General features: G+C 66.0%; 16 protein-coding genes. 9 read left to right on the top strand and 7 right to left on the bottom strand.

From position 1 onward, the window contains the following. Window positions 1-4 precede the first annotated feature (4 nt). The 4 genes from ACFE7K_RS03680 (at window position 5) to ACFE7K_RS03695 (ending at window position 4,472) form a co-directional block, all read left to right on the top strand. Window positions 5-1,660: a nitrite/sulfite reductase gene (locus ACFE7K_RS03680; RefSeq protein ID WP_375396809.1), complete on the top strand. Its 1,656-nt coding sequence runs from the start codon at window positions 5-7 to the stop codon at window positions 1,658-1,660. Then, window positions 1,653-2,105, top strand: a complete 453-nt coding sequence (locus tag ACFE7K_RS03685) for a DUF934 domain-containing protein (RefSeq protein WP_375396810.1) — start codon at window positions 1,653-1,655, stop codon at window positions 2,103-2,105. Before ACFE7K_RS03680 ends, ACFE7K_RS03685 begins: the two co-directional genes overlap by 8 nt. Next, the gene (locus tag ACFE7K_RS03690) at window positions 2,098-2,856 is read left to right on the top strand and encodes a phosphoadenylyl-sulfate reductase (protein ID WP_375396811.1); all 759 of its coding nucleotides are present in this window, start codon (window positions 2,098-2,100) and stop codon (window positions 2,854-2,856) included. Before ACFE7K_RS03685 ends, ACFE7K_RS03690 begins: the two co-directional genes overlap by 8 nt. Before the next feature lie 116 nt (window positions 2,857-2,972). After that, on the top strand, window positions 2,973-4,472 hold the full coding sequence (locus tag ACFE7K_RS03695) for a DUF4403 family protein (RefSeq protein ID WP_375396812.1): 1,500 nt from the start codon (window positions 2,973-2,975) through the stop codon (window positions 4,470-4,472). A 28-nt stretch (window positions 4,473-4,500) separates the two neighbouring features. Here ACFE7K_RS03695 and ACFE7K_RS03700 read toward each other — a convergent pair whose 3' ends face one another. After that, window positions 4,501-5,985, bottom strand: a complete 1,485-nt coding sequence (locus ACFE7K_RS03700) for a replicative DNA helicase (protein WP_375396813.1) — start codon at window positions 5,983-5,985, stop codon at window positions 4,501-4,503. 91 nt (window positions 5,986-6,076) lie between these two features. On the opposite strand from ACFE7K_RS03700, the gene ACFE7K_RS03705 reads away from it, so the two are divergent. The 3 genes from ACFE7K_RS03705 (at window position 6,077) to dcd (ending at window position 7,656) form a co-directional block, all read left to right on the top strand. Further along, entirely contained in the window at window positions 6,077-6,559 is a 483-nt protein-coding gene (locus ACFE7K_RS03705) for a UPF0262 family protein (RefSeq protein WP_375396814.1), read from the top strand. After that, window positions 6,556-7,020, top strand: coding sequence for a cytidine deaminase (gene cdd, locus ACFE7K_RS03710; RefSeq protein WP_375396815.1), 465 nt, complete (start codon window positions 6,556-6,558; stop codon window positions 7,018-7,020). Before ACFE7K_RS03705 ends, cdd begins: the two co-directional genes overlap by 4 nt. Before the next feature lie 81 nt (window positions 7,021-7,101). Further along, entirely contained in the window at window positions 7,102-7,656 is a 555-nt protein-coding gene (gene dcd, locus ACFE7K_RS03715; RefSeq protein WP_375396816.1) for a dCTP deaminase, read from the top strand. A 136-nt stretch (window positions 7,657-7,792) separates the two neighbouring features. Here the strand turns inward: dcd and ACFE7K_RS03720 are convergent, their stop codons facing one another. The 5 genes from ACFE7K_RS03720 to ACFE7K_RS03740 all read right to left on the bottom strand — a co-directional run bounded on the left by ACFE7K_RS03720 (window position 7,793) and on the right by ACFE7K_RS03740 (window position 10,975). Continuing rightward, window positions 7,793-8,131, bottom strand: coding sequence for a tetratricopeptide repeat protein (locus ACFE7K_RS03720; RefSeq protein WP_375396817.1), 339 nt, complete (start codon window positions 8,129-8,131; stop codon window positions 7,793-7,795). Window positions 8,132-8,378: 247 nt separating this feature from the next. Further along, the gene (locus ACFE7K_RS03725; RefSeq protein WP_375396818.1) at window positions 8,379-8,804 is read right to left on the bottom strand and encodes an ExbD/TolR family protein; all 426 of its coding nucleotides are present in this window, start codon (window positions 8,802-8,804) and stop codon (window positions 8,379-8,381) included. A gap of 31 nt (window positions 8,805-8,835) precedes the next feature. Next, window positions 8,836-9,315, bottom strand: a complete 480-nt coding sequence (locus tag ACFE7K_RS03730; protein ID WP_375396819.1) for an ExbD/TolR family protein — start codon at window positions 9,313-9,315, stop codon at window positions 8,836-8,838. 89 nt (window positions 9,316-9,404) lie between these two features. After that, on the bottom strand, window positions 9,405-10,202 hold the full coding sequence (locus ACFE7K_RS03735; protein ID WP_375396820.1) for a MotA/TolQ/ExbB proton channel family protein: 798 nt from the start codon (window positions 10,200-10,202) through the stop codon (window positions 9,405-9,407). 98 nt (window positions 10,203-10,300) lie between these two features. Continuing rightward, entirely contained in the window at window positions 10,301-10,975 is a 675-nt protein-coding gene (locus tag ACFE7K_RS03740) for an energy transducer TonB (RefSeq protein WP_375396821.1), read from the bottom strand. Between the two features lie 236 nt (window positions 10,976-11,211). Between ACFE7K_RS03740 and ACFE7K_RS03745 the strand changes: the two genes are divergently transcribed. After that, entirely contained in the window at window positions 11,212-12,075 is an 864-nt protein-coding gene (locus ACFE7K_RS03745; RefSeq protein WP_375396822.1) for a hypothetical protein, read from the top strand. 51 nt (window positions 12,076-12,126) lie between these two features. Here the strand turns inward: ACFE7K_RS03745 and ACFE7K_RS03750 are convergent, their stop codons facing one another. Then, window positions 12,127-12,498, bottom strand: coding sequence for a dihydroneopterin aldolase (locus ACFE7K_RS03750; RefSeq protein WP_375396823.1), 372 nt, complete (start codon window positions 12,496-12,498; stop codon window positions 12,127-12,129). Window positions 12,499-12,718: 220 nt separating this feature from the next. Between ACFE7K_RS03750 and ACFE7K_RS03755 the strand changes: the two genes are divergently transcribed. Continuing rightward, complete coding sequence (locus ACFE7K_RS03755; RefSeq protein ID WP_375396824.1) at window positions 12,719-13,231, top strand: GNAT family N-acetyltransferase; 513 nt, start codon at window positions 12,719-12,721, stop codon at window positions 13,229-13,231. Window positions 13,232-13,281: the final 50 nt, after the last annotated feature.

Genomic DNA, 13,281 nt, shown 5'->3' on the forward strand with positions numbered 1-13,281 from the left:
ACCAATGTATAGATACGATCGGTACGACCAGGCGATCGTCGACGCGCGCGTCGACGAATTCCGCGACCAGGTCGCGCGCCGCCTCGCCGGGGAGCTGACCGAGGACCAGTTCAAGCCGCTGCGGCTGATGAACGGCCTCTACCTCCAGCTCCACGCCTATATGCTGCGCGTCGCCATTCCCTACGGCACGCTCGACAGCCGCCAGATGCGGATGCTCGCGCACATCGCCCGCACCTACGATCGCGGCTACGGCCATTTCACAACGCGGCAGAATATCCAGTATAATTGGATCAAGCTCGATCAGGCGCCCGACATCCTCGCCGATCTCGCCACGGTCGAGATGCATGCCATCCAGACGTCGGGCAATTGCATCCGCAACATCAGTTCGGACCAGTTCGCCGGTGCCGCCGCCGACGAGGTCGCCGATCCGCGCCCCTGGGCCGAACTGCTCCGCCAGTGGAGCACCTTCCATCCCGAATTCAGCTATCTGCCGCGCAAGTTCAAGATCGCGGTGATCGCCGCCGACGAGGATCGCGCGGCGATGCGGCTGCACGATATCGGCATCCAGCTGGTCGAGCGGACCGACGAAAACGGGAATGCCGTGCTCGGCGCCCGGGTGTTCGTCGGCGGCGGCATGGGCCGCACGCCGATGATCGCGCCGGAAATCAAGGAGTTCGTCACCGCCGACGACCTGCTCAGTTATGTCGAGGCGTGCCTGCGCGTGTACAATCGTTACGGCCGGCGCGACAACATCTACAAGGCGCGGATCAAGATCCTGATCCACGAAATCGGCGCCGACGAGTATCGCCGCCAGGTCGAGGAGGAGTTCGCCCACGTCAAGACGCTGGGGCTCGATCCCCCGGCAGCCGAACTGGAGCGGATCACGGCGATGTTCGCGCCCCCGCCGTTCATCGCCCCGGCATCGGCCGGCGCGACGAACGATACCGAATTCGCCCCCGATTTCACCAGGTGGCGCAACCAGAACGTCAAGCCGCACAAGCAGCCCGGCTACGCCATCGTCACCATCAGCCTGAAACCCACAGGCGGCATCCCCGGCGACGCCTCGGCCGAGCAGATCGACGCCATGGCCGACCTCGCCGAACGCTATAGCTTCGACGAATTGCGGGTTACCCACGCCCAGAACATCGTGTTGCCGCATGTCCGCCAGGCCGACCTGCCGGCATTGTGGACGGCCTTGGGGAAGGCCGGCCTTGCCGAGGCCAATCTCGACCTGATCAGCGACATCATCGCCTGCCCGGGGCTGGATTATTGCAGCCTGGCCAATGCCCGGTCCATCCCGGTGGCGCAGAAGATCGCGACGCGGTTCGCCGATCCCGGGCGGCAACGCGATCTGGGCGAACTCAAGCTCAAGATCAGCGGCTGCATCAACGCCTGCGGCCACCACCATGCCGGTCATATCGGCATCCTGGGCGTCGACAAGAAGGGCACCGAGAATTACCAGCTCCTGCTCGGCGGATCGGGCGCCGAGGATGTGTCGCTCGGCAGGATCACCGGCCCCGGATTTGACGAGGACGGCATCGTCGACGCGATCGAGCGCGTGACCGACAGATACCTTGCCGTGCGCGGCGACGGCGAACGCTTCCTCGATACCTATCGCCGCGTCGGCATGGCGCCGTTCAAGGAGGCGATCTATGGTTGACGGTCGCTTCTTGGGAAAGGCGGACGCCTCCCTTCGTCTTCGCGACGACGTGCCGGTCGGCGAGACGCCGGTCGCGCTTGCCGTGTTCCTCGGCGCCTCCAACGCCACCGCGGTCCGGCTCGAATCCGCCGACGACGCGCGCGCGCTGCTGCCGCACCTCGACCGCATTGCGCTGGCCGAGATCGCCTTCCCCACCTTTCGCGACGGGCGCGGCTATTCGGCGGCGCGCCTCCTGCGCGAGGCAGGCTATGCCGGCGAGTTGCGCGCAACAGGCGACGTGCTGGTCGACCAGATGCTGCTGATGCGGCGGTGCGGGTTCGACAGCTTCGCCCCCATCGCCGCGATCGACCGCACGACGCTTGCGGCATCGCTCGGCCGTTATGACCATGTGTATCAGCGCGCCGCCGATGCCGCGGTGCCTGTCTGGAAATTGCGCCATGGGTGAGCCCATCCGCAAGCTGGACCTGATCGACGTTCGTCCCGCCTTTATCCAGGCCGATGCAGCCGCGCTCAACGATCGGTTCGCCGGCGTCGACACGCTCGACATGCTCAAGACCCTGTTCGCTGCGGACATGCTGGGCAGGACGGCGGTGGTGTCGTCGTTCGGAACCGAAAGCGCGGTATTGCTCCACCTGGTCGCACGGGCCGATCCGGCGACCCCGGTGATCTTCGTCGATACGCTCAAGATGTTCCCGGAAACGCTTGCCTATCGCGACACGCTGCTCGCCGCCTTCGGGCTGACCGATCATCGCACCCTCGAACCACAGGCGGATACTCTGGCGGCCAGGGATGCCAACGGCCTGCGCTGGTCGTACGACCCGGACGGCTGCTGCGACATACGCAAGGTCGAGCCGCTCCGCCGCGCCAAGGCCGGGCTCGACAGCTGGATTTCAGGACGCAAGGCGTTCCAGTCGCAGACCCGGCAGGACATCGCCCGGTTCGAGATCGAACACGGGCGGCTCAAGGTCAATCCGCTGGGCGATTGGCTGAAGGCCGATCTCGACGCCTATTTCGCGGAATTCGGCCTGCCGCGCCATCCGCTGGAGGCCGACGGCTATTCCTCGATCGGCTGCCTGCCCTGCACCAGCAAGGTGCTGGCGGGCGAGGATCCCCGCGCGGGGCGCTGGCGCGGCTGGCAAAAGACCGAATGCGGCATTCACGTCCCCGAAAAACCCGGCGAGGAACCGGCATTCTGACGGACGGCTGACGGACGGGTTGCGCACTGGATCGATTCCTCATTCGGTATATGGTGCCGCCGATGCGACGAGGCGACGGCAACAGCTTGAGGGTCGATCTCACGCGGTTTGCGAGGATGCTTGCGCTGGCGGGCGTCGCCGTGGCCGGGGGCTGCGCGCGCAACGTCAGCAATCCCGCGCCGCCGCGCATCGACGAGGCGACGACGCTTCCCGCGCAATCATCGATCATCGTCGTGCCGGTTACCGCCGATCTCGACCAGCTCGCCGCCGGGATCAACCGATCGGCGCCACGGCAATTGTGGCGTATCGACGAGCGCAAGCCCGATTGCCTGCCCGCGCAGCGCGTCAAGATCGGCATCGGCAAACTCAAGATCGGCAAGGTCAAGGTGCTGCCCGATATCGGCTGCCGGATCGTCGGCCAGGTGACCCGCGGCACGATTTCGCTCAGCGGCCGGGGCGACACGCTGATCGTCACCTTCCCTGTTCATGCCGCGATCAGCGCGCAGGACGTTGGTGGGATCATCAAGAACAAGACCGCGACCGGCAGCGCCGTCGTGCGTGCGGTCGCCCGCCTGTCGATCGCCCGCGACTGGTCGCCCCGCGCCAGCGTGGCGATCGCCTATGACTGGAAGGACCCGCCCGGCATCGACTTCCTGGGCAAGCGGATCACCTTCGCCAGCAAGGCGGATGCCAAGCTGAAGGGCGTGATCGCGGGGCTCGAACGCTCGCTGCCCGGCGAACTCGCCAAGCTGCGGCTGCGCCAGCGGCTCGCCGCCGTCTGGAGCCGCGCCTTCACGACGATCGAGCTCAACCGCGACAAGCCGCCGGCATGGCTGCGGGTGACGCCGCGGCAACTCGGGTTCGGCGGCTATCGCATCGCCGGCCGCCAGCTTAGCATGCTGTTGTCCGGCGAGGCGCTGACCGAGACGTTCGTCGGCAACCGTCCGGCCGATCCGGTCGCCACTCCCCTGCCCCCGCCGACGCGCACGGCGGGAACGCCGGGCCTGAGGTTCTTCGTGCCGGTCGTGGCGGATTACGCCCAGCTAGAGCTGGTGATCCAGCGCACGCTGCGCAAGATCGCCGCGCGTGGCATCACCCTGCGCGGCGTCGGGCCGGTCGACGCCGAATTCGGCAAGGTGACGGTCTACGCCACCACCGGCGGGCACATTGCGATCGGCGTGGAGGCCAAGGCGCGTGCCCGCGCCAGCACGCTGACCACCACCAAGGGCGAGATCTGGCTGTCGGCGCTACCCTATAACGACCCTGGTTCGCAGGTCGTCCGCGCCCGCGACGTCCAGCTCGCCGGGACCACCGACAGCGGAATCGTCAACGTGCTGTTCGCCTTGTTCAACGATGCCCGCGTCCAGGAAGGCGTCCGCCGCTCGCTGACCCACGATTTCGCACCCGATTACCAGCGCGTGCTGGCCGCCGCGCGCAAGGCGATCGGCCAGCGTCGCGAGGGCGACTTCATCCTGTCGGTCGACGTGACCGACGTCGCCAATGGCCGCATCAGGGTGACCGGCGGCGGGCTGTTCATGCCGGTCAGGGCCGAAGGCAAGGCGACGATCGCCTATCGCCCGCTCCGGCGCCTGCGCTCGCCATCAACGCCGCGATGACGCCGGCGCCAACACCCCCGGCGGGGCGTCACGCACCGGCATAGTCGCTGAACCGTGTAATTTCGGGCTCGAAGCGCAGCGTCACCTTGCCCGTCGCGCCGTGGCGCTGCTTGGCGATGATCAGCTCGGCCAGCCCCGCGATGCGCTGGATGTCGTCGGACCAGCGGGCATGGTCCTCGAACACGCGTGCGTCGTCGCCGGGTGCCGGGTGCTTGGGCTCCTTGGCCTGGAGGTAATAATCCTCGCGATAGACGAACATCACGACATCGGCATCCTGTTCGATCGATCCCGATTCGCGCAGGTCCGACAGCTGCGGGCGCTTGTCCTCGCGCTGTTCGACCGCGCGGCTCAGCTGCGACAGCGCCAGCACCGGCACGTTGAGGTCCTTGGCCAGGGTCTTCAGACCGCGGCTGATCTCCGAAATCTCCTGGACGCGGTTCTCGCCGGCGTGCCGGCCGCTGCCCGACAACAGCTGGAGATAGTCGACGACGACGAGCCCGATCGCGCCCTGGTGCCGGCGCTGCAGCCGTCGCATGCGGGTATGCAATTGTCCGATGGTCAGTCCGGCCGTGTCGTCGATCACGAACGGCAGGTTCTGGAGCTGGCCGGCGGTCACCACCAGCCGGTCCATCTCCGCCTGGCTGATCTTGCCCATCCGGAGGTCCTGGCTGCTGATCCGCGCCTGTTCGGCAAGCACGCGCGTGGCGAGCTGGTCGGCCGACATTTCGAGGCTGAAGAACGCGACCTTGGCGCCGACGCGCTTCTTGTCCTCGATCCGGTCCTCGTCATCCTGCATCCAGCGCTGGGCGGCGTTGAACGCAATGTTGGTCGCCAGACTCGTCTTGCCCATGCCGGGGCGGCCGGCGAGGATGATCAGGTCGGAGCGGTGCAGGCCGCCCATCTTGCCGTTGATCGACGACAGTCCCGTCGTCACGCCGGACACGCCCCCCCCCGAATTGAGCGCGCGGTCGGCCATCTCGACTGCCAGCATCGTCGCCTGGGCAAAGGTCTTGACGATATTCTCGCCGGCGTCGTCGCCCGCCACCTTGAACAGCGCCTCCTCGGCCTCCTCGATCTGGCCGCGCGGATTGACTTCCTTCGACGTATCCATCGCCTTGTCGATCAATTCGCGCCCGACACCGATCAATGTGCGCAGCATCGCCAGGTCATAAATCTGATCGGCGAACTGCCGCGCCCCGATCAACCCAGCGCCGCTGCCCGTCAACCGGGCGAGATAGCCCGGCCCGCCCAATTCGATCATCGCCGGATCGGCCTCGAACATTGGCCGCAGCGTGACCGGGGTGGCATTCAGCTGCTTGTCGCGCACCGTCTTGATCGCGGCGAAGATCCGTCCGTGCAGCGGCTCGAAGAAATGATCGGGCCTGAGCCGGCTGATGTCGTCGGCGATGCGGTTGTCGATCATCATCGCGCCCAGCAACGCCGCCTCCGCCTCGACATTCTGCGGCAGCGCGGGGGCATCGGGGCGGGGATGGGGAAGGATCGCGGTGGCCATCCACGGCTTGTACGCGCCGCATCGCCGGGGGCCAACGGGCCGACACAGGCGATTGTGGATAATCCCCCCCCGCCACGGTAGGACGTGCATCGTGGCCGATCATCGCATCAAGGACGTGAGACTCGACGAGCGCTCGATCCTGTGGCGCAACGCCGATGTCGAACAGGAACGGCGCATCGCGATATACGACCTGATCGAGGGCAATCTATTCCGGCCGTGGCGCGTCTATCCCGACGGCTATGCGGGCCCGTATCTGCTGACGTTGGGGGTCGAGGAAGGGCGCCTGGTATTGTCGCTCGCGCGCGAGGACGACAGCCCGCTGGAAACCCTGATCCTGTCGCTCGGCACCCTGCGCCGGCCGATCCGCGACTATTTCGCGATCTGCGATTCCTATTATGCCGCGATCCGCAATGCGACGCCGGCGCAGATCGAGACGGTCGACATGGCGCGGCGCGGGGTCCATGACGATGCCGCGCGGCTGCTCGGCGAGCGGCTGGACGGCAAGATCGAGATCGATTTCAATACCGCGCGACGCCTGTTTACGCTGATCTGCGTGCTGCACATTCGGGGATGACGATGACGACCGACCGATCGCCCGCCGCCACGCTGCTCGCGGCGGCGCGCACGGCGGCGGGCAATGCTTACGCGCCCTATTCGCGATTCAAGGTCGGTGCTGCGCTGTTGATGACCGATGGCGCGATCGTCAGCGGCGCCAATGTCGAGAATGCGAGCTATGGCCTGTCCTTGTGCGCCGAGACGGTAGCGATCGCCTCGGCCAGCGCGGCGGGGCGGATGGCGGACGTGGTCGCGGTGGGCATTGTCGGCGGGATGACGGAGGGCGCCGGCGACACCCCGGTCCTGCCTTGCGGGCGCTGCCGCCAAGTCCTGAACGAGGCCGCGCAGGTCGGCGGACGCGACCTGTCGATCTTCTGTTCGGGGCTGACCGGCGGCGCTGTCGAGGAATATCGGCTGTCGGACCTACTGCCGCACGCCTTTGGACCGGCAAGCCTGGGCCGGGAGGTGGCGGACGTCTGACGTCTGTTCCTCCCTATCCTGAAACGTGCTTGCCGATTGCCGACATTGCCGCGAAAGCGGCGCCGGAAAAGGGGAGCCGCTATGTCCATCCTGTCCGACCGCTGGATTCGTGAGGCCGCGACCACGCACGGCATGATCGAGCCGTTCGTCGAGGCGCAGCGCCGCGACGGCTGCATCAGCTATGGGCTCTCCTCCTACGGCTATGATGCCCGGGTCGCCGACGAGTTCAAGATCTTCACCAACGTCGATTCGGCGACGGTCGACCCTAAGAACTTCGCCGCCAACAGCTTTGTCGACCGCAAGACCGACATCTGCATCATCCCGCCTAATAGCTTCGCGCTGGCGCGCACGGTCGAATATTTCCGCGTGCCGCGCGACGTGCTGGTAATCTGCCTTGGCAAATCGACCTATGCGCGGTGCGGGATCATCGTCAACGTGACCCCGCTGGAGCCGGAATGGGAGGGGCATGTGACGCTCGAATTCTCGAACACCACGCCGCTCCCGGCCAGGATCTACGCCAATGAAGGCGCTTGCCAGTTCCTCTTCCTCAAGGGCAACGAGCCGTGCGAGACCAGCTATGCCGACCGCGCGGGTAAATATATGCGCCAACGCGGCGTGACCCTGCCCCGGCTGTGATGCATCATGCGCCGATCACGATGATCGGCGGGTAATGGACGATTACCGCCGGGGCCGGCGGGCCCACCGGACCGGATACGATGAGTCCATTTAGAAATTCTTGAAAGAACGGATTTCCGTCAGGTGAAACGCGCCTTCAGCGCGATGCGAAATCCGTCTGGCCCAGGCCGGCGCGCGCGACCGCATATGACGACATGCTATCCGTCGCCGTATCGAGCATGACCTCGGGCTGCGCCAGTACCCGGCGGTAAAGGGTCGACGCCTCCTTCTCGCGACCCGTACGGTTGTACACGACCGCCAGGTTGAGGAGGAGTTCGGGCTTGTTGGGATAGATACGGCGCTCGGCCTGGATCATCCGCTCGGCTGCACTATAGTCGCCCGCCCGGATCTGGGCATAGCCGATCCGGTCGTCCGCGATGGCCGGCAGGCTGACCAACGTGCCGATGATCGAAAGTCCAAGGAGCAATGTACGCATCGTCGACCTCCCGATGGTTCCGGTACAAAGCCGGATTACGGTTCGATGATGGGATGATGACATCTATATTACAGGAATGCAACATTTCTGTAACAGAATGGCGTCCTGTTGCAGCACGTCGGGCGACCGCATGGCAGCGGGGCAAGCATCCACACAACTCCACTCATCCACCGAGCATGCATAAGCAAGACGCACGAAAAGGGCGGCCGCACCGCGACCGCCCCATGTCCTTACGATCGGCCGGATATCAGAAGTCGTTGCGATATTGCTCGTTGCCGATAAAGCCCAGCTTAGTGATGCCCGACCGCTTGATCACCGCAAGGATGCGATCGACCACTTCATAGCGTGCCGCGGGATCAGGCTGAAAGTGCAGTTCGGGCTCGATCGGCATCTTCTTGGTCTGCTCGAGAAACTGGGCCAGTGTGCCATCGTCGACAGGCACGCTGTTCCACGTCACCACACCCTGCGGGTCGATGTAGATCTTGTTCTTCTGCGCATCGACCGGCGGCGGCTGGTTGGGCTGGTTGACCGGCAGATCGACCTTCACCGCATGCGACTGGATCGGAATGGTGATGATGAACATGATGAGGAGCACCAGCATGACGTCGATTAACGGCGTCGTGTTGATCTCCATCATCGGCGAGCCGTCGTCCTTGCCGCCACTCATTGCCATGACTTGATAACTCCTGGATGTCGTGCGGGGATCAGGCTGACGGACCGCCCTGGGGCGGCGGCTCGGAAATGAAGCCCACCTTCTGGAAACCGGCCGACTGCATCTGGAAGATAGCGCCTCCGATACAACGATAAGGCGTGCTCACGTCACCACGAATGTGCACCTCGGGCAGGTCGTCGGGGCTGATCGTGCCGGCCGCCTTCAGCCGCTTGATGTCGGCGTCGAGCTTCTTATACGCGCGCTCGTATAGTTCCTTCGAGGTGATCGGGGAGGTACCCCAATAGACCTGGCAAGTCCCGCCATTGGCGGTAATCGACAGCGATACGTTCTCCGGCTTGGTCTGGGTCGGGTCGTAACGGACGTCGGGCAGCTTCAGCTTGATGTTCTGGACCACGACAGGAACCGTGATCAGAAAGATGATCAGCAGCACCAGCATCACGTCGACCAGCGGCGTCGTGTTGATGTCCGACATCGGCATGTCTTCGGCACTGGACCCAGAACTCATCGCCATGGAAGAACAATCCTATCTTGATACTGCCGGCCGTAAGCGGCCGGGACGGGCGGCGGGACGCATAGCGCAAGCACCCCGCCGTCGATCTTTTACGCGCGGGTCTGAACGCCGCCGCCCGAACCGGCCGTGCTGGTCGGCGTCGTCGGCTTGGCCGGCGGCGCGGTCTGCGCCTTGCGCGCCGCCGCGGTCGGCTTCACCGCGCCGTTCGAGGCGAGATAGCCGAGCACGTCGTTCGAAAACGCGCTCAGATGCTCGGCGATTGCCTTGTTGCGGCGCTGGAGGAAGTTGTAGGCGAGCACCGCCGGAACCGCGACGACCAGACCGAAAGCAGTCATGATCAGCGCCTCGCCGACCGGGCCAGCGACCTTGTCGATCGACGCCTGGCCGGCCTGGCCGATGGCGATCAGCGCGCGGTAGATGCCAAGCACGGTGCCGAACAGGCCGATGAACGGCGACGTGGCGCCCACCGTCGCCAGAAAGGCAAGGCCGCCGTTGAGCTGGGAATTGATCAGATTTTCGGACCGCAACAGCGAACCGTGCAGCCAGTCATGCGCCTCGACCGGATCGGTCAGCCGCGAATGCTGGTCCTGCGCGGCGAGTCCGTCATCAACGATCTGCTTATAGGCTGAATTCTTCTCCAGCTTGGCGGCGCCTTCCCGCAGCGAATTGGAATTCCAGAAGGTCGCCCGGACGCGTCGGCCCTGACTGATGATCTTCTGCTGCTCGAACACCTTGGTGAACAGGATGTAGAGCGAGAAGAACAGCATCACCGTCAGGATGATAGCGACGCTCCACGAGATGAAACCGCCCTGCTGGAGGGCGTTCAGGACGCCGAACTGTTCGGCGGCATTGCCGGAGGCACCGGCCGATAGGATATTGATGTTCATGTCCGATGCTTCCTCTTAGATGTCGTGCGATGACCGTGCAGAATTAACTGGGCAGAATTAGGGGGTAAGCGCCCGGCGGACCGGGCTCCGAAACGACGTCACTGATCCTCGAGCCGCCAGACGACGTTGCGCAGCGTGAACTCGGACGCGACCGCCGCACCACTAGTATCCTTGGCGGCATTGAACCGGCCGTTGCGCTTGGCGAGATTGCACGTGGTCGCATCGAGATCGGCATTGCCGCTGGATGAAGTGACGGTGCAGTTCGTTACGCGGCCATCGGTCCCCACGCTGACGCGCACCGATACCTTGCCAGACGCGCCGGCGCGCTTGGCCGCAGCAGGATAGGAATCCTGCGGGAACCATGACCCCTGATTGCCGCGCGGCGATACCGGCGTGGCTACCCTGGGCGGTGCGGGCGGCGCCGGGGGTGCAGGCGGCGCCGGCGGGGTCACCGGCGGCGGCGGCTGGATATTGGAGGTCACGCTGAACGGCGGCGGCGGCGCCGGCACCTGGATCGGCGGCGGCGGCACGACCACCTGAGTCGGCGGCGGCGGCAGGTTCGGCTGATCCGGCGGAGGGGGCGGCGGCTTGTCCGGCGGCGGCGGCGGCGGCGGCGGCGCGACGTCGAATGTATTGAGTTTCTCAGCAACCTTCTTGACGGCGTCCATCGCCAGCCCGGTCACAAAGGCGTAGCCAAAGCCGGCAACGATCAACGAGACGATGATGATCGCCACGATCCGGCTGCCACTGGTATCACGATCAGCGTATGCCATCCAGCAACTGAACTCCCTAACCCGACCTGCCCGGACCTGCGATATCGACCGCCCATCGACCGATGAACCGTGAGATTCGCTGGGCAAGCACGAGGCTAGCACCCGGCCGGGCGGTCGACGAGTCCCTATCGTGAGGTTAATAACGACGCAAACGCTTTGTCGGACCCATGACACGTGCAATCGATCGCCGATATTTATGTCTGGGTGGACGGACGGTGTTCGGCTAGGCGATGGTGATGCACGCGCTTTCCCCATTTCGGGTGCTCGGGATGCTCCCGCTGGCCATGGCCGTCGCGCCCTCCGCGGGGCAGACCATTATCCCGCGCGGCAATCTGCCGCCTGCCGCCGTTGCGGCACCGGCCTATGCCGACATTGCCGACCTGGTGACCGGGGCACCGATGGTGATCGACGCGACCGTCCGTGACACCACCAGAATCCGCGGCGCGGAAGCGGCGAGCGTCGCGCAAGGATACCAGAGATTGTACGTGACGGTCGATGTCGTGGCGCTGATCCGCGCGCCGGCGGGCGCTCCCGCCCGGCTCGGCTATGTCTATGACGTGCCGCTCGATGCGGCGGGCCGTATTCCCAAGTTGCGCAAGGCGCGGGTGCTATTGTTCGCCCGGCCGGTGGCCGGCCGGATCGACCAGATCCAGCTGGTCGAGCCCGATGCCCAGATCGGCTGGACGCCGCCGGCCGAGGCAATGACCCGCGCCATCGCCGCCGCATTTGCCGCCCCGGATGCGGCGCCCCGGGTGACCGGGATCGGCAACGCCTTCCATACCCCAGGCACGCTGCCCGGCGAAGGCGAGACGCAGATCTTCCTGACGACGACCGGCGGCCCGGTTTCGATCGGTATCCAGCGCCGCCAGGACCAGCCGCCGACCTGGGCGGTCGCGCTCAACGAGATCGTCGACCAGGCATTGCCGCCGCCGGCGCGCGACACCTTCCTGTGGTATCGCCTGGCCTGCGGTGGACTGCCCGCGGCGTTGCCCGACGCCATCATGGCGGGCGACGATCCGGCAAATGCCGCGATCGCGCGCGAGGATTACCGGCTGGTCCGCCGAGCACTGGGTCCGTGCCGAACTGGCACAGCCGGATGATAATTGGCGACCGCCGGCATGGATGGGGCAGAAACCGGCGCTGGCCCTGAGCTACCGCCGATGCCGCGTCAGCGTCATGCCGATCGATTCGCGATGCTCGGCGATGGCGAGCTTGACGATCTTCACCTCGACCCGGCGCACGCGGCCGTCCTGGAGCAGCAAGGTCTCGCAGATATGGTCGGCGACTGCCTCAATCAGCGTGAAATGCACCCCTGGCGGCAAGGCCGAGGTCGCCGCGCGTTTCAGGTCGAGGTAATTCTTGGACAGCGATAGCGGGGCGTCGGCGGCAAAGCGCGGCGCCACGTCAAGGTCGACGGTGACCGAGAGGCGCAGCGGCTGCGGCAACCGGGTCTCCTCGGAATAGATCCCGGTCAGGACCATCGTTTCGATGTCGTGCACCTGCAGTTGCAGTCGGTCGTCCAACCTATCGTCCTCGCTCTGCGGCATGGAGTGCGCCGGGTCCGCGCCCCTGCCCTCGCGCGCGGCGGCAATCAAGCCCCTGCGCCGCGCAGCCGTGGCGCCCGGCATACCTGGCGAGACTGGCGGCCTGTTCGGTTTTGCTTGTCTTCGTCGAGGCGCAGGCTACAGCCGCGCGCCCCGGGCATTGCCGCTCCGTCATTGGGTTATACCGAGAATCAGCGCCGTGCCCGACTTCATACCACTTGCCAGCATCGCCAGCGACCGGGTGGAGGCGCTGCTGGATGGCGCGTTCGGACCGGAACGCAGGAAGCGGACGGCCTATGCCATTCGCGGCAGCGGGGCGATGCTCGCCGCGCTGAGTTTCGCAGCGACTGACGGCGACGCGCTGGTCGGCACCATCCAGTGCTGGCCGGTCGAGCTGGGCGGCGACGACAATGTCGCCTATCCGCTGGCGATGGTGGGGCCGGTCGCGGTCGCGCCCGACCGTCAGCGCGGCGGACTGGGCCGCCGGCTGGTGACGCTGGCGCTCGAAGCGGCACGGCGGACCGGCGACGATCGGGCAATGATGCTGATCGGGGACTCCGAATATTACGGCCGGTTCTTCGGCTTCACCGCCGATCGCACGGCGGACTGGCGCCTTCCCGGCCCGGTCGAGCGACGCCGGCTGCTCGCGCGCGGGCCCGCGGTGCCGGCGGTCCCCGGCATGTTGGGGCCGCGCCGGGCCGTTGGCGCCTGAAGCTGTACCCGGCCCGGCGATCACGACCATTGCGGGAATCGGGTATGGAC

The sequence above is a fragment of the uncultured Sphingomonas sp. genome (genome assembly GCF_964244265.1).
Lineage (GTDB): Bacteria > Pseudomonadota > Alphaproteobacteria > Sphingomonadales > Sphingomonadaceae > Sphingomonas.

Bases quoted from the DNA above. Each gene is read 5' to 3' on its own strand.
- ACFE7K_RS03680 (WP_375396809.1), top strand. From the start codon at position 5: ATGTATAGATACGATCGGTACGACCAGGCGATCGTCGACGCGCGCGTC.
- ACFE7K_RS03685 (WP_375396810.1), top strand. From the start codon at position 1,653: ATGGTTGACGGTCGCTTCTTGGGAAAGGCGGACGCCTCCCTTCGTCTT.
- ACFE7K_RS03690 (WP_375396811.1), top strand. From the start codon at position 2,098: ATGGGTGAGCCCATCCGCAAGCTGGACCTGATCGACGTTCGTCCCGCC.
- ACFE7K_RS03695 (WP_375396812.1), top strand. From the start codon at position 2,973: ATGCTTGCGCTGGCGGGCGTCGCCGTGGCCGGGGGCTGCGCGCGCAAC.
- ACFE7K_RS03700 (WP_375396813.1), bottom strand. From the start codon at position 5,985: ATGGCCACCGCGATCCTTCCCCATCCCCGCCCCGATGCCCCCGCGCTG.
- cdd (WP_375396815.1), top strand. From the start codon at position 6,556: ATGACGATGACGACCGACCGATCGCCCGCCGCCACGCTGCTCGCGGCG.
- dcd (WP_375396816.1), top strand. From the start codon at position 7,102: ATGTCCATCCTGTCCGACCGCTGGATTCGTGAGGCCGCGACCACGCAC.
- ACFE7K_RS03720 (WP_375396817.1), bottom strand. From the start codon at position 8,131: ATGCGTACATTGCTCCTTGGACTTTCGATCATCGGCACGTTGGTCAGC.
- ACFE7K_RS03725 (WP_375396818.1), bottom strand. From the start codon at position 8,804: ATGGCAATGAGTGGCGGCAAGGACGACGGCTCGCCGATGATGGAGATC.
- ACFE7K_RS03730 (WP_375396819.1), bottom strand. From the start codon at position 9,315: ATGGCGATGAGTTCTGGGTCCAGTGCCGAAGACATGCCGATGTCGGAC.
- ACFE7K_RS03735 (WP_375396820.1), bottom strand. From the start codon at position 10,202: ATGAACATCAATATCCTATCGGCCGGTGCCTCCGGCAATGCCGCCGAA.
- ACFE7K_RS03740 (WP_375396821.1), bottom strand. From the start codon at position 10,975: ATGGCATACGCTGATCGTGATACCAGTGGCAGCCGGATCGTGGCGATC.
- ACFE7K_RS03745 (WP_375396822.1), top strand. From the start codon at position 11,212: ATGCACGCGCTTTCCCCATTTCGGGTGCTCGGGATGCTCCCGCTGGCC.